The organism is Flagellimonas amphidinii, from assembly GCF_013090115.1.
Classification (GTDB): Bacteria; Bacteroidota; Bacteroidia; order Flavobacteriales; family Flavobacteriaceae; genus Flagellimonas; species Flagellimonas amphidinii.
Window position 1 is genome coordinate 67,660 of the sequence record NZ_JABFNN010000039.1, and the last position, 19,836, is coordinate 87,495.

Annotated in this window: 16 protein-coding genes; 15 read left to right on the forward strand and 1 reads right to left on the reverse strand. The window is 37.6% G+C overall.

Translation table 11 applies throughout. The features are described 5' to 3' along the window. Positions 1–30: 30 nt before the first annotated feature. The 15 genes from HJC33_RS12135 (at position 31) to HJC33_RS12205 (ending at position 18,198) form a co-directional block, all read left to right on the forward strand. Positions 31–453 carry a PaaI family thioesterase gene (locus HJC33_RS12135; RefSeq protein WP_171659093.1) on the forward strand — a complete coding sequence of 141 codons (423 nt, stop codon included), beginning with the start codon at positions 31–33 and terminating at the stop codon, positions 451–453. A gap of 37 nt (positions 454–490) precedes the next feature. After that, positions 491–1,495: an isochorismate synthase gene (locus HJC33_RS12140; protein WP_246245545.1), complete on the forward strand. Its 1,005-nt coding sequence runs from the start codon at positions 491–493 to the stop codon at positions 1,493–1,495. Between the two features lie 54 nt (positions 1,496–1,549). Further along, on the forward strand, positions 1,550–3,283 hold the full coding sequence (menD, locus tag HJC33_RS12145; RefSeq protein ID WP_171659094.1) for a 2-succinyl-5-enolpyruvyl-6-hydroxy-3-cyclohexene-1-carboxylic-acid synthase: 1,734 nt from the start codon (positions 1,550–1,552) through the stop codon (positions 3,281–3,283). 37 nt (positions 3,284–3,320) lie between these two features. Next, positions 3,321–3,662 carry a DUF2853 family protein gene (locus HJC33_RS12150; protein ID WP_171659095.1) on the forward strand — a complete coding sequence of 114 codons (342 nt, stop codon included), beginning with the start codon at positions 3,321–3,323 and terminating at the stop codon, positions 3,660–3,662. A 76-nt stretch (positions 3,663–3,738) separates the two neighbouring features. Further along, a complete protein-coding gene (locus HJC33_RS12155; protein ID WP_171659096.1) occupies positions 3,739–4,593 on the forward strand; it encodes a CvfB family protein in 855 nt (284 codons plus the stop codon). A 140-nt stretch (positions 4,594–4,733) separates the two neighbouring features. Further along, positions 4,734–5,333 carry an SPOR domain-containing protein gene (locus tag HJC33_RS12160; RefSeq protein ID WP_171659097.1) on the forward strand — a complete coding sequence of 200 codons (600 nt, stop codon included), beginning with the start codon at positions 4,734–4,736 and terminating at the stop codon, positions 5,331–5,333. 1 nt (position 5,334) lies between these two features. Beyond that, a complete protein-coding gene (menA, locus tag HJC33_RS12165; protein ID WP_171659098.1) occupies positions 5,335–6,243 on the forward strand; it encodes a 1,4-dihydroxy-2-naphthoate octaprenyltransferase in 909 nt (302 codons plus the stop codon). A 33-nt stretch (positions 6,244–6,276) separates the two neighbouring features. Beyond that, complete coding sequence (locus tag HJC33_RS12170; protein ID WP_171659099.1) at positions 6,277–7,032, forward strand: LytR/AlgR family response regulator transcription factor; 756 nt, start codon at positions 6,277–6,279, stop codon at positions 7,030–7,032. A gap of 505 nt (positions 7,033–7,537) precedes the next feature. Continuing rightward, positions 7,538–9,523: a sensor histidine kinase gene (locus HJC33_RS12175; RefSeq protein WP_246245546.1), complete on the forward strand. Its 1,986-nt coding sequence runs from the start codon at positions 7,538–7,540 to the stop codon at positions 9,521–9,523. Positions 9,524–9,590: 67 nt separating this feature from the next. Next, positions 9,591–10,643: an o-succinylbenzoate synthase gene (gene menC / locus HJC33_RS12180; RefSeq protein ID WP_171659100.1), complete on the forward strand. Its 1,053-nt coding sequence runs from the start codon at positions 9,591–9,593 to the stop codon at positions 10,641–10,643. Further along, positions 10,634–11,572, forward strand: a complete 939-nt coding sequence (locus HJC33_RS12185; protein ID WP_171659101.1) for a CPBP family intramembrane glutamic endopeptidase — start codon at positions 10,634–10,636, stop codon at positions 11,570–11,572. The genes menC and HJC33_RS12185 overlap by 10 nt, the downstream gene beginning before the upstream one ends. Then, entirely contained in the window at positions 11,550–12,635 is a 1,086-nt protein-coding gene (locus HJC33_RS12190; protein WP_171659102.1) for an AMP-binding protein, read from the forward strand. The genes HJC33_RS12185 and HJC33_RS12190 overlap by 23 nt, the downstream gene beginning before the upstream one ends. Positions 12,636–12,667: 32 nt before the next feature. Continuing rightward, positions 12,668–14,014 carry a M24 family metallopeptidase gene (locus HJC33_RS12195; RefSeq protein ID WP_171659103.1) on the forward strand — a complete coding sequence of 449 codons (1,347 nt, stop codon included), beginning with the start codon at positions 12,668–12,670 and terminating at the stop codon, positions 14,012–14,014. 126 nt (positions 14,015–14,140) lie between these two features. Next, positions 14,141–15,940, forward strand: a complete 1,800-nt coding sequence (locus HJC33_RS12200) for a carboxypeptidase-like regulatory domain-containing protein (protein ID WP_171659104.1) — start codon at positions 14,141–14,143, stop codon at positions 15,938–15,940. A 47-nt stretch (positions 15,941–15,987) separates the two neighbouring features. Beyond that, entirely contained in the window at positions 15,988–18,198 is a 2,211-nt protein-coding gene (locus tag HJC33_RS12205) for a TonB-dependent receptor plug domain-containing protein (protein WP_171659105.1), read from the forward strand. On the opposite strand, the gene HJC33_RS12210 is transcribed toward HJC33_RS12205, so the two are convergent. Next, entirely contained in the window at positions 18,199–19,827 is a 1,629-nt protein-coding gene (locus HJC33_RS12210; RefSeq protein ID WP_171659106.1) for an acyl-CoA carboxylase subunit beta, read from the reverse strand. It abuts the gene before it with no gap. Between the last annotated feature and the right edge of the window lie 9 nt (positions 19,828–19,836).

The window sequence follows — 19,836 nt, forward strand, 5'->3', positions numbered from 1 at the left end:
CTTTGTGTAATTTTACAAAAAAATAGAAGCATGGAAGCGCATAAAGAGAAAATTCTATCAGTTTGCAATGCAATTTGCAAAGGAACATTGATGGAAACTTTGGATATAACCTACATTGACGTAGGAGAGAATTTTTTACTGGCCAAAATGCCAGTAACACCTCGCGTGCATCAACCAGATGGAGTGCTTCATGGAGGTGCTTCGGTGGCACTGGCAGAAAGTGTGGGCAGTGCCGCTTCCTATATTTTTTTGGACGGAAAAGAGTTTTATGTGCGCGGCATTGAAATAGCGGCCAATCATGTGAAGTCGGTCAAGGATGGATTTGTCTATGCAAAGGCATCAATACTACACAAAGGCCGCACGACCCAATTGTGGGAGATTAGAATTACGAATGAGGAAGGAAACCTGATTTCCAACTGTAAATTGACTACGATTGCCTTACCCAGAACATAAAGATTTTCAGACGCTTCTCAATAAAATAGAAGCACAATTGAAAAAAAAGTTACCCTTTTCAGTTTATAGAAAACCAGGAGAAGAGCAAATCACTGGACTTTTTCAATCGGACGATAAGTTGTACGCGACCATTACTTTTGAAGAAAGAGGCTTTGTATTTGCGCCTTTTAGTTCAAAAAGTGAAGCAGTATTAATCCATCCTGATGAAATTTTGACCACAACCTTTTTGGAACAAGAGTCGACTTCAAAAATTACGTCAACGGTTAGCGATGAAGGCAAGTTTGATCATCTTGAACTTGTTAAGAGTGGAGTGGAAGCCATAAAAAAGGGAGAATTGAAGAAAGTGGTTTTATCCAGAAAACTGGAAGTCAAACTGACTAAAGACCCTATCAATATTTTCAAGAACCTTTTGGCACAATATTCCAATGCTTTTTGCTACTTATTTTATCATCCTAAAGTAGGAATGTGGTGTGGAGCCACGCCTGAAACTTTGGTGCAAATCAATAATAATCAATTAACGACCATGTCATTGGCCGCCACTTTACCCAATATAGATAGTGAGCTACCTGCATGGGGAACCAAGGAAGTTGAGGAACAACAAATGGTTTCGGATTATATCCGGGAAAAATTGGGAGGCATTGTGGATGAACTTGAAATTAGTGAAACCGAATCCGTAAAAGCAGGGAATCTTTGGCATTTGCGTTCCAAGGTTACCGCAAGCTTGCCATCCAAAATGGGAATAAAACAAATTATTGAGGCATTGCATCCCACGCCTGCGGTTTGCGGTATTCCAACCCAAAAAGCAAAAGCATTTATCCTTTCTCAAGAAAATTATGATCGTAGTTTTTACACCGGCTTTTTAGGGGAGCTCAATTTAAGAGCTGTCAATGAAGTTTCATTATTTGTAAATCTAAGGTGTATGGAACTTAATCAGGAAAACGCCTCCATTTTTGTGGGTGGCGGCATTACCGTTGATTCTGAACCAGAAAGCGAATGGGTTGAGACCCAGAATAAAAGCAGGACCATGTTAAACATCATCTAATTTGGGACTGCTGAATTTAGGGGAATATCAATTTGGAACGTATTTTTGTAGGTCATGATGTACTCCAATATTCCTGCTGCACAAACATTGGTTCTTTTTTTTAAGTCCAAAGGAGTTAAAAATATAGTGATATCGCCTGGTTCAAGAAATGCACCCTTGACCATAAGTTTTTCCAAAAACCCTTTTTTCAATTGTTATAGTATAGTTGACGAGCGTTGCGCTGCTTTTTTTGCCATGGGCATGGCACAACAGCTTGGAGAGCCGGTTGCGGTAGTCTGTACATCTGGGAGTGCTTTGTTGAATTATTACCCAGCGATAGCGGAAGCATTTTATAGTGATATTCCATTGCTTGTAATTTCTGCGGATAGACCAAGCTACAGGATTGATGTTGGGGACGGACAAACCATCCGCCAAGAAAATGCATTGGAAAAACATATTGGGTATTCTGCCAATTTAAAACAGGATATTTCCCATGCTGCGGACCAAATTGAAATCTTTGGGAACCAGTTACTGCAGGAAAATCAAGAAGCTGTTCAGCGTTATAATGAAAAGGAATTGGAAAAAGCACTTACGGTTGCCTTCTCTGAAAATGCCCCTGTACATATCAACATTCCCTTTGAGGAACCTCTTTATGGAACAGTGGATGCTCCTCTTATCAATATTGCTGAATCTGCCCCATTGGTTGTTGAAAATCAAAAAACCGATTGGTCAGCACTAAGAAAACTTTGGAAAGAAAGTAACCGAAAGATGGTTTTGGTTGGGGTAAATCAACCAGATACTGTTTCGCAGGAGTTACTGGACCTTTTTGCAAAAGACGGTGATACTTTGGTTTTTACTGAGACGACTTCAAACCTTCACCACCCTGAATTTTTCCCAAGTATAGATAGCATTATCGCGCCAATTGAAAAGTCAAACAAAAAAGAAAAGCTTTTTCAAGCATTACAGCCAGATTTGCTCATCACTTTTGGGGGAATGATTGTTTCAAAAAAAATCAAAGCTTTTTTACGAACCTACCAACCTAATGAACATTGGCATATAGACCCTAAAAAAGCTTACGATACTTTTTATTGTCTTTCAAAACACATCAAGACAAATCCTAGCCAGTTCATTGAAACTCTTATAGAGCCTGAAAATATGCAAAGCGAGTACAAGTTGCATTGGCGGCAAACCAAGGAACAATATGAATTGCGAAGAGCGGCTTATGTAAAAAAGATTCCATTTTCTGACTTTGTTGTTTTTGATCAGATATTAAAAACCATACCGGAGGGTTACCTAGTACATCTGGCCAATAGTTCAACGGTAAGATATTGTCAATTGTTTCCAATGGATGCATCGTTGAAAGTGTTCTGTAATCGAGGAACCAGTGGAATAGATGGCAGTACATCCACAGCTATTGGAGCATCCGTTCATAATGAAGAACCAACTTTGTTGATTACTGGGGATTTAAGTTTCTTTTATGATAGCAATGCACTTTGGAATGATTATCTGAAATCAGATTTCAGGATTATTTTGATCAATAATGCTGGAGGAGGTATTTTCAGAATTTTGCCCGGCAGCGAAGCGACTGAAGAATTTTCTACCTTTTTCGAAACCAAGCATGACCACACGGCAAAACATTTGGCCAAAATGTATGGGCTGGAGTATTCCCAAGCCGAAAATGAGCAGCAATTGAATGATTGTTTGAAGCAGTTTTATGTAAAATCTTCAAAAGCAAAAATTCTGGAAATAAAAACCCCTCGTCAAATAAACGACAAGATTTTGCTCGACTATTTCGATTTCATATCTTAGAAGCACTAAGTATAAATCACAAAGAACACTATCTATTATGAGTAAAAGAGATGAATTGATCGTAAAATATGCAGCGGACATCAAAGATAAATTTGGTGAAGCTCCTGACATGGATTTACTTACCAAAGTTGCTATTGGGCTAGGTCCTGCCATTTATAATTTGGATGCCTCCAAGGTTTCTGGTTCAGATGATAAAGAACTGCAAACCGTGAAAAACAATTTTTTGATGAAAAAATTGGGCTTGGACGATTCACCAGCCCTAATGGAAGCCATCAATACAGTAATCGATAAATATGGTAGGTCTGACAAGAACAAACATAGAGCTGTAATTTATTACATGCTGGCAAAACACTTCGGAAAAGAATCCATTTATAGTTAAAATAAAAGGACTTTAAAAAAGGCTGTCCATTTGGGCGGCTTTTTTTATACCCATAATTTCAATCTACCTTTGCCAAATGATAGAATTGGGAAACTATAATACTCTTAGGATTTTAAGGAGCACAAGCATAGGGCTGTTTTTGGGTGATGATGAAGGTACAGAGGTGCTTTTGCCCAACAAATATGTTCCTGAGGATTGTCAAGTTGACCAGGATATAGAGGTCTTTTGTTATTTAGATAATGAGGAAAGACCAATTGCCACAACTTTGCAGCCTCTAATAACACGTAACCACTTTGCCTTTTTGAAAGTGGCTGAAGTTGGAGAGTATGGCGCTTTTTTGGACTGGGGATTGGAAAAACATTTATTGGTTCCCTTTAGGGAACAGGGAACGCGAATGGAAGAGGGGCAACAATATGTGGTGCACTGTTTTATGGATGAAAAAACATTCCGTTTAACAGCATCAAGTAGAATAGATAGATTCCTGTCGAATGAAGAAGTTGAATATGAAACCAATCATGAAGTAAATCTGTTGGTTTATAGAAAGACCCCTTTAGGTTGGGAGGTTATCATTGAAAATAAATACAAAGGCTTGGTATTTGAAAGTGATGTATTTCAGCCCATTAAAATAGGGGACAGGTTAAAGGGATATATCAAGAATGTGAGGTCGGATCACAAAATTGATGTTTCCTTGCGACCCATAGGAGCCAAAATGCTGGAACCTACTGCCGAAGCCATTTTAATTCTGCTTAATGAGAATGGTGGTTTTTTACCGTTGCACGATAAGTCCTCTCCAGAAGAAATTAAACTACAGCTTCATTTGAGCAAAAAAGCGTTTAAAAAAGGGGTAGGTATCCTTTATCGGCAACGAAAAATCAGTATTGAGGATGATGGTATCCGTTTGGTGCAACCGAATCAACAAAATAGGTTGTAAAATTGTTGATATCCATTTTATTAAATTGATACGGCTTAGTTTTTTTCTTTCAACAAAAATTTTACATTTGTGTAACATTGTATTAACTATTTGACAGTTATGCTCTTAGCATATTTTTGAACTTAATAACCCACTTTAATATGCCTTTTATTGAAGAAAGTGATTTGTTGGACCTTCATAAGGATATTGATAAGGCCCAAATAATTAATGAACGACTTTTAGACCAAATCAAATTTAAGAATAAAGACCTGCGAAAAGTAAAGCTGCAACGGAATGTTCTTTTGGGCATTACGGGGCTTTTTGTAATTGGTGTTTTGGCCATTACTTCTTTTACGGCGGGCCTAAGCAGCAAAAAATCCTTTGAAAACCAGAATAACCTCTTGGTTTCAATAGATAGTTTGGATGCCATCAAAACGCGAATAGATAATTTGAAAGAACAAAATGAGGAATTGAGTTTGGTGAGGGAATTTTATTTGGCAAAAGAATTTTTAGACAAGGAAAAAATCTATTCAGTGCAGGTCAAATCGTTTGTGGACAATAATATGACCTTAGCATCCGAAGCATTAACCAATACACTCTTTGTAAAAACCAATCCATTTTATGCTTATTCCCTTGGTAATTTTGAAACATTGGCCGAAGCGCAGTCATTTAGAAAACAGTTGGTGAATATGGGCTTTTCTGATGCTTTCGTTGCTTCCTATCAAGATGGTAAAAGAGTTAAAATAGAAGACCCGTATTAATTTGGGAAATATAAAGGCCTGGATTCAGGCAGCTAGACTTCGAACACTTCCCCTTTCATTATCTGGAATTATTGTGGGGACTGCATTGGCCAGACTTCATGGCTTTTTTGATTTAACTATTTTCATTTTTGCCCTGTTGACCACAGTAGGGTTTCAGGTTACCTCCAATTTTGCCAATGACTATGGAGATGGAGTCAAGGGAACTGATAATGAAGAGAGAATTGGTCCGGCAAGAGCATTGCAAAGCGGACTGTTGACCCGGTCATCTCTAAAAAAAGGAATTTGGATTTCCATTGCAATTACATTGCTGTTGGCAATTTGGCTTTTATATAGGGCCTTCGGGAGTGAGAACTTACCCTTTTTCCTTCTTTTTTTGGTGTTGGGTATCTTGAGCATTTGGGCTGCAATTAGATATACCATGGGAACCAACCCCTATGGATACCAAGGATTGGGAGATTTGTTTGTATTTCTATTTTTTGGATTGCTGGGGGTATTGGGGAGCATGTTTTTATATACAAAGGCCTTGGATTGGAACTCCATTTTACCGGCAATTGCAATTGGGTTTTTATGTGTCGGCGTTTTGAATTTGAACAATCTTCGCGATGTCTCTTCGGATAAAAAATCTGGAAAAAACACCTTGGTGGTTAAAATGGGATATGAAAACGGAAAGCGATACCACTATATCATTTTGACCGTTGCTTTTCTTTGTTTTTTGATTTTTACATGGTTGGAAAAAATACCAATATGGAGAACTTATTACATGCTCGCATTTTTACCAATTGCCTTTCATTTGAGAAAAGTTGTGGTCACTAAAGTACCCAAAGAACTGGACGGAGAGTTGAAAAAACTGGCTTTGAGTACATTTCTCTTGGCCTTGCTGTTCTACATAGCAGTTAATAATTTTTTGTAATTTTGATGCACAACCCACTAAACTTAAATTAATTTGGAACATCCGATCAAAATATTAATTGTAGAGGATAACGTTATTATTGCAGACGATATGCAATCCATGCTGGAAGAGATTGGGTATGAGATTGTGGATAATGTAATTGTATACGAACAGGCAGTGGACGTACTTAAAAATAATCATGTTGACCTAGTGCTTATAAATATCATCTTGGCCTCGGACAAGACTGGAATTGATCTAGGGAAACACATTAGGGATGTCTACAACATTCCATTTATTTTTGTCACTTCAAATTCAGATAGAGCAACAGTTGAAAATGCCAAGACTGTAAAACCAGATGGTTACTTGGTAAAACCTTTTGAACAACAGGATCTATACACCTCAATAGAAATTGCGCTCTCTAATTTCAATTACAATAAGAAAGAGAAGAGTAATGAAATTACAGGGAACGAAGGAGATACTTTTACTTCAAACTCAGTTCTTAAAGATTCCATCTTTGTAAAAAAGCAACATTTGTACTATCGAATTCAGTTTGGTGACATCCAATTCATCAAAGCTGATAATGTATATCTTGAGGTAAATACAGTTGATAAAAAGTTTTTGGTTCGCTCCCCTTTAAAGGATTACTTGGAGAAATTACCGAAGAACAAATTTTACAGAGCACATAAATCCTACATTGTTAATGTAGACCATATTGATGCCATCAATTCCAAAGATATTATGATCAATAATAATTTGATTCCAATCTCAAAAGACTTCAAGGAGTTCATTATTTCTTCTATGAACAGTTGATTCATGAGAAGATATAAATTATAGAAAGGTGTCTAAAAAGGCACCTTTTTTTATGTCGCTTATCCAAAGTGATCAATGACCACATATTTTGTAAGATTCACAACAATATTTTTCTACTGGCCGAAGTCGCCTGTACTTTAGCAGTGTAATTATTTCAGAAAGTAATTTTTTCATTTTCATATAGTGTTCTCGTAAAAGGGTCTTGTTTAACAGCAAGACCTTTTTGTTTTTGGTTATTATGTCAAACATCTAAATCCATGAAATGCACAGAACATCGATAAATGGTGTTTTTGCATACGATGGAATGCTTTTCACAACAGAAATTGAGGGTTTCACAACAATAGTGAACAACTCTTTCTTATTGGATTTAATTTTGATGCCAAACTAACGTTCTTTATACAACCCCATACATTAATAATAACGTTGCTGACCATTTGGTTGGTTTTCTATAGTAAGGGGTAAAAGAAAATAAAGGGCACAAAAATCATAGCATTTCAAAATAATTTTGAAAGTACTATTGGGTAAATTAATGGAACGTTACGTCAGACTACTTTTTATTACACTAAGTTTTGTGGTTATATCCCACGCCTCTGCTCAAACAACCGCAGAGGAAGAACAGAACCCCCTCAAAGAATTTCAGGATATTCAGGGTGCCCCTGATAGGTTTGATATGTTCTTTGGTTCTGTTAACAGGTATACCACCAATTCAGCTTACGATTGGTTGGATACCATTAAAATATATCTTTCCAATGCCCAGAAGACCAATGATTCTTCAGCTACGCGACTTTATAAAGTAATGCAGGCCCAATTGTACAATGACCTTGGCGAGTTTGACAAAAGTACCACTTTGGCCAATGAGTTGCACAGGGTGTTGGATTCTTTGGACTCAGATTCCAGAAAGGTTGTTTTGGATGTTTTGGATGACAACTATGCAAACCTTCAATTGTTCGACAAACAGATTGAAATCAGAAAAGAAAAACGAGAACTGGGCTTAACGGACAATGTTGCATTCTATGATATCTATAGCAATTTAGGGTTGTATAGAAAAGCAAGGAATCAATATATCATGGAGGTAAAACCAACCATTGCTGACAATGATTCTTATGGCCTTGCCAAATACCATAGTAAAGTAGGAAACTATCTAAGATTGGATAATTCGGCTCCAACTGCATTGAGCGAGCTCAAAAAGGCCAAAGCTTATTTGGATGTATTCATCAATGATATTTCAATACAAAAAACGGAAGAACAACTCTTTGAAAGCGATCTCCTCAAAGCAGAAATTGAGGGAAATATTGCCAAATGTCATGTGATGCTAGGGGAGTATGAAACTGCTATTCCTCTTTTGGAAAGTAGCATTGAGATTTTAGATACTTCTTCTAAAAATTCCCATCAGAGTGAGGTTGTTGAAAATACACTCTATTTAGCGGATGCCAATCTACAGTTTGAAAACTTTACGTTGGCCAAAAGGAATCTTGACATAGATTTCGAGCATATGACCATGCTTCAAAATATTAAAAGAAACAGCTTGCTTGCGGCGTATTATGATAAGGTAGAAAACTATAAAAATGCGTCGATTTATTTTAAACGTAATGAGCGCATAAAAGATTCTTTGGCCCAGAAACAATCTTCAATAATAAAACAACAATTGGTGACCATTGTGGCCAACGAAGATTTGGAAAATTCACAACGGTTGATCGATGAGCAAAAAAAAATCAATGAATTGGCCCGTAGCGAAATGAAGGCGAAGGACGAGCGTATCAATTTGGTATTCATTTCCTTAATATTTACACTTTTAGGTTTTGCAGGATTGGTTTATGCCTATTTAAAAAGTATAAAAAATCAGCGCCTTATTGCAGATCAAAAACATATTATTGAAAATGCTCTGGTTGAAAAGGATTCTTTGTTGAAAGAGATTCACCATAGGGTAAAGAACAATCTTCAAATGGTGTCCAGTCTGCTAAGTCTTCAAACTAAAAATACGCGTAGCAAAGCTGCTATTGTAGCCTTGGAAGAAGGAAAGAGTAGGGTGAAGGCGATGGCTTTGATTCATCAAAAGCTGTATCAGAACGACGATTTATCTGTCATTGAAATGCAGGGCTATATTGAAAGTCTCATCAACAGTGTGCAATCTGTTTATAAAAAAGGCGGACACAACATCAGTATCACCATAGATGCTGAGGGAACTGAATTGGACATTGACCGAGCCATACCATTTGGTTTGATTTTAAATGAATTGGTTTCCAACTCCTTCAAATATGCGTTTCCAGAAAATGATGAGAACGGTAAAATCTATATCCATTTAAGTAAAAATGGGGAACAAGGCTTTTTTGAGTATACTGATAATGGTGTTGGACTTCCTGATGATGCGGACGAAAGAGCGCATTCTTCCATGGGTATCCGTTTAATGAACAGATTGGTAAACCAACTACAGTCCAAACTCAATATAGACAAGCAAAGCGAAGGAGTTCGCTTTTGGTTTAACTTTAGTTAAGCGCTAAACAGCCTTTTAATTTACTTTCCCAATTGGTTTCAAAAAGACTAAATTTGAAACCAAACACATGAAAGCTTCTTTCAAAAAATATACCCTAAACTTTAAAAGACCTAGCGGCACTTCCAGAGGCATACTAACCCAAAAGGAGACTTGGTTTATAATCTTGCAGGAAGAAAAGCAGTGGGGGATAGGAGAATGCGGAATCCTTCGGGGACTTAGTGTTGATGATGTGCCGGATTATCCAGAAAAGTTGGCTTGGGTCTGCGAGAACATTCATTTTGGAAAAGAGAAAATTTTAGAAGAGTTAATAGCGTTTCCTTCCATACAATTTGGTGTTGAACAGGCTTTCTTGTCGTTGCGATCCAGTCATCCATTTGAATTGTTCCCTTCAGAATTCACCCAAAGTAAGGCACCAATATCCATTAATGGTTTGATTTGGATGGGAGATGAGGCCTTTATGCTTTCGCAACTGAAAAAAAAGCTGGAGGACGGTTTCCAATGCATCAAAATGAAGATTGGTGCCATTGATTTTGATAAAGAGTTGACCATTTTAAAGTCCATCAGAAAAAAGTACTCCCCAGAGGAAATAGAACTCCGTGTAGATGCCAATGGAGCTTTTGCTCCCAATGAAGCTTTGGGTAAATTGCAACAGCTTTCAGATTTTCAAATACATTCCATAGAACAACCTATTCAACCCAACCAATGGCAACAAATGGCAGACCTTTGTAGTGCTACACCTTTGCCAATTGCTTTGGATGAAGAATTGATTGGTGTATTCTCTAAGCAGGATAAAGAACAATTATTACAATCCATACGACCACAATATATTATCTTAAAACCTAGTTTGGTAGGAGGCTATAATGGAAGTCTGGAATGGATACAACTAGCAGAGCAATATAACATTGGTTGGTGGATTACCAGTGCCCTGGAAAGTAATATCGGATTGAATGCCATAGCCCAATGGACCTATACCCTAAAGAATAAAATGCCTCAAGGATTAGGTACAGGAAGTCTTTTTACCAATAATTTGGACAGTCCTTTGGAAGTTAGTGGAGGAAATCTGTATTATAGAGGGCACAAACACTGGAAAACCGATTTAATAAAACAGTTATGTATATAGAACAAGGATATAAGGGCAAGATTGGACTTTGGAAATATTTAGTGATTCCACTGGCCTTTATAAGCTTTATGGTTTTAAATTATATTACCACGGTGACTTCACCAGTAAGTGTGGAAGATGCCATGCAACAGATCATAGAACAATTAGGTTCTAATTTAGTATTGATTATTTTGTTGCTTCCTTTAGCAGTTGGACTCTGGGTAGTTTTAGGGTGGACTTATTTGGTACATCAACAGTCTATAACCAGTTTAACTACTTCCCGAAAGAAAATTGATTGGAAACGAATCTTTTTCGCTTTTATCTTTTGGGGTGGGATTACAATTTTATTGACAGGTATCGACATTTATTTTTCTCCTGATGACTATGTGCTCAATTTTGATTGGCCTAAATTTTTGGCCCTGGCCATTATTGCCATTATTTTGATTCCCATGCAGACCAGTTTTGAAGAATATTTGTTCCGAGGTCATATGATGCAAGGATTGGGTATTTGGACTGGTAATAGATGGATACCGCTAATAGTTACATCAGTGTTGTTTGGTATTATGCATATTGCCAATCCTGAAGTAGAGAAATTGGGTTACGGTATTCTTGTTTATTATATTGGGACCGGTTTTTTTCTTGGCATTTTAACCTTGCTGGATGAAGGTTTGGAATTGGCGTTGGGATTTCATGCGGCCAATAATTTGATCACAGCACTCTTGGTAACAGCGGATTGGACAGCTTTTCAAACCCATTCCATTTATAAAGATATATCTGAACCGGCCTTGGGTTGGGATGTTTTGATTCCTGTATTTGTGGTTTATCCCATCTTACTTCTCATCTTTTCAAAAAAATATGGTTGGAAAAACTGGAAGGAAAAATTGTTTGGAAAGGTCATGACCCAAGAAGAATTTGCAGCACTCTCCAATGGCGAATCAGACCTGGCATAGCATACATCCTAATTTTAAGCTGAATGGAGTTCATTACAGCTTGGAGGATATATTGGAAGTTGGCTACAGTTTGATAAAGGAAGGGGAATTTTTTGAAGCGCATATTGGTAATTTTTTACTGGATTGGGCTACTCCAAAACCTACTTTGGAAGTTTTTACCTCAGGTTCAACGGGCAAACCAAAAAAAATCGAGTTAAAAAAGGAACATATGGTCAATTCGGCCTTGGCCACAGGAACTTATTTTAATTTGAAACCTTCAAGTTCTACTCTTTTATGTCTTCCATGCACGGGAATAGCAGGAAAAATGATGTTGGTCAGGGCCATGGTGCTAGGTCTTGACTTGGATTATATTGCGCCTTCATCTACGCCCTTGCAAGAAAATGACAGAGATTACGATTTTGTCGCGATGGTTCCTTTGCAGGCACAAAACTCCATAACGTATTTAAATCGGGTTAAAACACTCATTGTTGGTGGCGCACCAGTGGATACCAGTTTAAGAATCAAACTTGCAGGGTTGTCAACAGCCGTATATGAAACCTATGGTATGACGGAGACCATTACCCATATTGCAGTAAAGAGAATTACCAAAACTGAAAAGGAGATGATTGAAGCTGGTTTTGAATTGCTTCCTAATGTTTCCGTAGCAAGAGATGATAGGGACTGTTTGGTCATCGATGCTCCCATGGTTACTGAAAATAGCGTTGTCACCAATGATATTGTAGCATTGATTGATACCACACATTTTAAATGGTTGGGCCGATATGACTCCATTATCAATTCTGGAGGCATAAAGCTGATTCCTGAACAGATTGAGGAAAAGTTATCTAAGCTTATACGGTCCCGTTTTTTTGTGGCAGGATTGCCGGATACCTCTCTAGGGCAAAAGCTTATCCTTTTAGTTGAAGATAAGGACGCCAATACAGAGGAGTTACTGCAATCCATCAAATCATTGAGTGGTATTACTAAGTATGAAATTCCGAAGGAAATATTTTTAGTGGATTCTTTTGTTGAGACTGCGTCTGGAAAAATTCAAAGGGGGAAAACACTGGAACAAATACTCTAAAGTTTTGTAAATTCAGGGAAAATAAACCCTGTATGAAGAAACTTTTACTTTTATCTGCATTATTCATTTTCAGCCACATTCAATCCCAACAAATCCTTCCAGAACATGAACGTGCTCGTGTTGTTGATGAAATTTTGGAGGAACGCTTCAATGTACTGCTTCCGGAACTGATGGACAAAACGGATATAGATATGTGGATTCTCATTTCCCGGGAATACAATGAGGATCCTGTACTCAAGACCATGTTGCCGGCCACTTGGTTAAATGCAAGAAGAAGGACAATACTCCTTTTTTATCGGAATAAGGAGAAAAATACTATTGATAAATTAGCGGTAGCACGATATAATGTTGGTAAAAGTATAGTTTCTGCTTGGGACAAAGGGAAGGAGCCCAATCAATGGAAACGTTTAATGGAGCTTATTGAAGAACGAAATCCGAAGAAAATAGGACTTAATTTTTCCAAAGACCACAACATAGCGGATGGTTTGGATAAAACGGATTATGATGAGTTCATGAGCAACCTTCCAAAAAAGTATCAGTCAAAGGTTATATCTGCAGAACAACTTGCTGTGCGGTGGATTGAGACCAGAACCCAAAGGGAAATGATTCTCTACGATCAATTGGTTGACATTACCCATGATATCATTGCTGAAGCTTTTTCTGAAAAAGTGATAACACCAGGAATTACCACTACTACAGAGGTGGAATGGTGGATGCGACAAAAAGTAACAGATTTAGGTTTGGAGACTTGGTTCCATCCTACAGTGGATGTACAGCGTGCCAGCGAAGAATTGGTAGGTCATTTGTACTCTTTTTCTGGAAGGCCGGACGATATGGTAATTCAACCGGGTGATTTGGTGCATTGTGACTTCGGAATTACCTATCTACGTCTCAATACGGATTGTCAGGAATTAGCCTATGTCCTCAAACCAGAAGAGACAAAAGCTCCCGATTTTTTAGTCAATGCTTTAAAAGATGGAAATAGAGTTCAGGATTTCTTAACGACCAATATGATCAAAGGTAGAACTGGCAATCAAATTTTGGCTAAAGCGCTTCAAGATGCCAAGGATGACGGACTCCGTCCTTCCATTTATACCCATCCATTGGGTACTTATGGCCATTCTGCAGGTACAACTATTGGAATGTGGGACGCCCAAGGAGGTGTAATGAAAGATGATGGAGAAAACTACCCTTTGAATCCAAATACAGTATATGCAATTGAATTGAATACAACAGTGCATATTCCAGAATGGAAACGTGACATACGCGTGATGTTGGAAGAAGCTGGTTTTTATGGGGAAGAAGGGTTTAGATATGTAAATGGCCGACAAACAGAACTACTGCTCATACCAAGAACAAAAAAGCATATTATGAATTAAAATCCCGTAGAAATAGTATTTGTTTGAACTTAACTATAAAAAAATGAGTAACTTAAGAGGGCGTTGGAGTTTTTAAATTCCAGTTCATCAATCAAGTATTAATCTTTTTTAGAAAATCTAGTTCAAATGAATCGTATTCTTTTTCTTACCCTTTCGGGAGTTTTGTTGTGTCTTCAAGTGACTTTTTCACAAGCTCAGATAAAAACCATAAAAGGTATTGTTACTGATGGTTTGGTTCCATTGAAAAATGTAAACATTATCGTTAAGGAGAGTGAGAATGGAGTAAAAACTGATGCAGAAGGACGCTATGAAATTCAAGTGGATGAAGGCCAAACACTGGAATATAGTTATGTTGGCAAAAGCACCATAGAAATTGTGATAGAAGATGTCACCGAATTTTTGAATATTGAAATGTTCGATAAAATAGAGGAGTTGGAAGGGGTGACAGTGACCAAGAAAAAACGTAAATCACAAAAAGAATTATTATTTGAATATAACACCAATGAAAACCTTATCAAATCATCTTTTGGATTATTGGATAAGGAACGTGTTGGCTATCGTATGCGAATGATAGATGGGGAGCAGTTACGGAATTCCGGAGCAGATTTTGTAGATGGTCTCCAAACTTTGGTTCCTGGCATACAAGTTTATAGACCCGGAACACTTAGACCTGGTGGAGGCTCTTTAGCAAGAAGAAATAGAAGGCCAACTGATTTGACCATACCTATGGTCTTTTTACCAAGAACACTTCAATCTATGATGAATCCGGTACCGGCTATTTTTGATGTGGACGGAATCATTTATACGGATGCACCTACTTTTATTAATGCTTCCAACATCAAACGTATTGCTATCATAGAGTCATTGGCAGGTGTTGGACGATATGGTACTTTAGGAGTGGGAGGTGTAATTGTGATCAACACAAAATCTGGAAACTTTACTCCACGAGAGCCAGGAACACAAAAGCCATTTGATCAAGCCAAGTTGCGAAACAATTTTTTTGATGAAGAACTGATTCAAACAACAAAACTTCCCAGTTATTTAGGCGAACTCAAGGCAAGCAAGGAGATAAACCAAGCTGAGATGACCTTTCGCAGACTTGAAAAAAAGTACTCAGGGTCACCTTATTTTTATTTGGATGCCTTTTCTTTTTTTAATGGTACACTAAAAGACAGTCAATTGTCCAATGAAATTAAGAGTGTTATAAAAAATAGATATGCAACAGATCCTACAATTTTAAAAGCTTTGTCCTATATGTTGGAAGAATCTGGTGATTTTCAAGAAGCAATTGAGATGAATAAGGAAGTATTCATATTAAGGCCCCATTATGCACAATCTTACTTTAACCTGGCAAAGAGTTACCAATATGCCGATAAAGCTGAAAACGCTGCCACGCTCTTTGCACGCTATAATTATTTGGTTCAAGAATCCTTCTTTGAAGAATCCGAAGTATTCACTCCTTTGATGAAAAGGGAATTTAATAATCTGCTGACCCTTAATGGTTCATTATTTAGTGATAAAAAAAGCATTGTAAAGGTAGAGGATGATGACTTTAACGGTACTCGTCTTGTTTTTGAATGGAATAACGGTGAAGCGGAATTTGAACTTCAATTTGTGAATCCAAATATGCAATATTACACTTGGAAACATTCTCTACAAGAGAACCCTAAAAGAATACGAGATGAAAAAAAGCATGGTTTTTCTTGTGAGGAATATTTAATATATGATAATGCAGGAACTTGGAATGTCAATATAAAATATTTGGGAAACAAAAGTCTTACACCTACTTATCTAAAAGTTACCGCGTATCATAATTACAATACCAAAGCCCAAAAAAGAACAATAAAGATATTCAGATTAGGAGAAAGAAATTTAAATCAACAATTATTGAGTGTAAATAGTACAAAATTTATTGCTATAAACTAATACATGTATTATTTATAAACCTTTAAAAATTGCTAACCAAAAATAATATGAAAAGACTGGATAAAATATTGGCCTTTTTGACTATTGTACTGGCGATAATTGTTGTTAACGCCCAAAATAAACAAGTCACTATTTGCTGGGATGCTTCCTATTCCATGCAGGACAGAGATTTGGATAGGGAGTTCTATTTTTTGGATGCATATTTTAAGACCATTCAAGATGCAGATGTCACTATATTGACCTTTAGCGACAAGATATTGTCAAAAGATAACTTCATCGTTACAGATGGTGACTGGAATTCCATTCAAAAAAGGCTAAAAGAGACCTCTTACGATGGGGCCACTTCTTATGAAGCTTTAGGCGATTACACGGATAATGGAGAAGTGCTTCTTTTTACCGATGGTCATCAAAATATGGGTGCTGCCACTCCCAATTTCTCAGGCGAATTATTTTTGATCAATGGTAAAAAGGATTACGATAAGTCCATGATTAACCTATTGGCAATAGTCAATAATGCAAATGTCATCAATCTTTTAGATAATAGAAATATTCAAAACCCAAAAGAAGGATTTAAAGAGTACTTAGGCACGATTTATAATGGAACTCAAGGTTTGTCGAACGCTACTGTTTATATTAAAGGAACAGATGAGAGCCCAGTTCGGTCAAATTCCGATGGAACCTTTAAAATTTATGCCAATCCTAGCGATACCCTTGTTGTTTCGGTCATGGGAAAGGCTAAAGAACATATACTTGATGACGAGTTGAATGTCAATTTTATTTTTGAGGATAATGATGCCGTTGCACTGAATGAAGTTATTGTAGCTGCGGAGGGGAAAGAAGAACAAGAGCTTGTTACAACCGCATACGGTCTTGAAAATAAGGATAAGATTGGGTATGCAGTACAATCCATAACAGATAAGGATATTGCAGATGTATCTTACACGGCCAACAATGCAGTACAAGGCAAGTTCTCTGGTGTTCGCTTAGGACAGAACGATGATTTGAGCCAAGTGACCATGAGACCTAGTAATTCCATTCTTGGTAATAATTATGGTTTGATTGTCATTGACGGTGTACCTATGAGTCAAACTAAAACAGCAAGCTTTGTAAGCCCGACAGCATATAATAATGATGCCGCCCCAATAACAGTTATAAACAATGCACGATTCATTGACCCCAAAAACATTGCAAAGATCACGGTTCTAAAAGGTTTGGCGGCTACCAACCGCTATGGCAGTATGGGAGCAAATGGTGTATTGATGATCACAACCAAAACAGCAACCGTTGATGGTTCTTCAGATGGGCCAAAGGACTTGGCACGTTTACAAAATAACATTTATGATGGCAAAATAAAGGTGAGTTCCAAAACTTTGGTTACGCCGTACCTTAAAGAACTCAAGAAAGGAAAAAATCTTCAAGAGGCTTATAATATCTATTTGAATCAAAGAGAAACATATTGGAAAGACTCTGGATATTTATTGGACGTCTATGAATTCTTTTACGCATCCAGTCCTGAAATAGCGGAAAGAATTCTTTCCAATATCTTAGAAAAAAGAGAACCCAAGTACGAAGAATTAAGAGGTATGTTTTTGAAGAGTTCTGGAAATGGAAACCATAATAAGGCCTTATTGGCAGCGCACAGCATGGTAGAACGGTTTCCTAATAGAATACAATCTTATTTGGATTTGGCATTGGCCGAAAGGGCTAATGAAAATTACCAAGAAGCTCTAGAGATACTCAATGGAATTCTTACGGGACAAATAAATACTTCCCTCAATTTTATTGGACTAGAAAAAATCGCAGGAACCGAGATTCGGAATTTGATCAATACACAACGGAAGGATTTAGATATCTCAAAGGTAGACCCTAAGTATCATAACAATCTCACCTATAATGCGAGGTTGGTATTAGAATGGAACGATTCAGATGCTGATTTCATTGTGCAGTTTGTGAACCCTCAAAAAAGGTTTTTCAATTGGGAACATACAGAGCTTGCAGATAGAAACAGAATTTTGGATGAACTTCAGCATGGTTTCTCTGGAGAGCAATTTGAGATTTTTGGTGCGGACACCAAAGGAGATTGGCTGTTAAACGTTTCTTACGGAGGAAACCGAACATCTGGAAACAAGGCTCCAACATTCATCAAATGCACCGTTCAGTATAATTTTGGTAGCCTTGATCAACGCGAAGAGGAATTTTTGGTACGATTGCAAGAAGTTGATGAAGAACAACAACTTGCAAAGTTTACAGTTCAATAATTAAACTTGTAGTACACCCATATTAAACTTTTTTTCCAATGGAGCATGGTTTGCAGCTTCAATACCCATTGAAATCCATTTTCGAGTGTCCAATGGATCTATGATAGCGTCGGTCCATAACCTGGCAGCAGCATAATATGGTGAAATTTGATGGTCGTAACGCTGTTTGATTTTATCAAATAGGGCTTTTTCCTTTTCAGGGTCCAATGGCTTTCCGTTCTTTTCCAACGAGGCTTTTTCAATTTGTAAGAGTACTTTTGCTGCGGAGTTACCACTCATTACCGCCAGTTCTGCACTTGGCCATGCAGCAATCAATCTAGGGTCATAGGCTTTTCCACACATGGCATAATTTCCAGCCCCGTAACTGTTGCCAATTACAATGGTAAATTTTGGGACCACTGAGTTGCTCACAGCATTTACCATTTTGGCACCATCTTTAATGATGCCCCCATGTTCACTTTTACTCCCAACCATGAAACCGGTAACATCTTGAAGAAAAACCAACGGTATTTTCTTTTGGTTGCAATTGGCGATAAATCGGGTTGCCTTGTCTGCAGAATCAGAATAAATGACCCCACCAAACTGCATTTCACCCTTTTTGGTCTTGACCACCTTACGCTGATTGGCCACAATTCCAACGGCCCATCCATCAATTCGGGCATATCCGGTTAAAATGGTTTTGCCATACCCTTCTTTGTATTGTTCAAAATCAGAATTATCCACTAAACGTTTAATGATTTCCACTGTGTCATATTGATCACTACGGGAACGAGGAAGAATACCATAAATTTCTTCAGGATTTTCAAGAGGTTCTTGAGACGCTATCCTGTTAAATCCTGCTTTTTCAAAGTCACCGATTTTACCAACAATATTTTTGATTTTATCCAAAGCATCCTTGTCATCTTTGGCTTTGTAATCGGTTACACCACTAATTTCAGAATGTGTGGTGGCCCCACCAAGAGTTTCGTTGTCAATACTTTCTCCAATGGCTGCCTTCACCAAATAGCTGCCAGCCAAGAAAATACTACCAGTTTTGTCAACAATCAGAGCTTCATCACTCATTATGGGCAAATAAGCTCCACCGGCAACGCAACTCCCCATAACAGCAGAGATTTGTGTAATGCCCATACTACTCATAATAGCATTATTTCGAAATATTCGTCCAAAATGCTCCTTGTCGGGAAAAATTTCATCTTGCATGGGAAGGTAGACCCCGGCACTATCAACCAAATAAATAATGGGAAGTTTGTTCTCAATGGAAATTTCTTGGGCCCTTAAATTTTTCTTACCGGTGATAGGAAACCAAGCACCAGCCTTTACGGTGGCATCATTGGCAACAACAATGCACTGCTTACCCTTTACTTTACCAATTTTAACAACGACCCCACCAGATGGACACCCTCCGTGCTCCTTATACATTCCCTCTCCGGCAAAGGCACCAATTTCTATTGCAGTACTATCTTCATCCAACAAATATGCTATGCGTTCACGGGCAGTCATCTTTCCTTTGGAATGATGCTTTTCAATCCGGGATTTGCCACCACCCATTTTTACTTTGGCAAATTTCTTCCTCAAATCGGAAAGCTGTAGCTTATTATGATCTTCGTTTTTGTTGAAGTTTAAATCCATAGTAATACA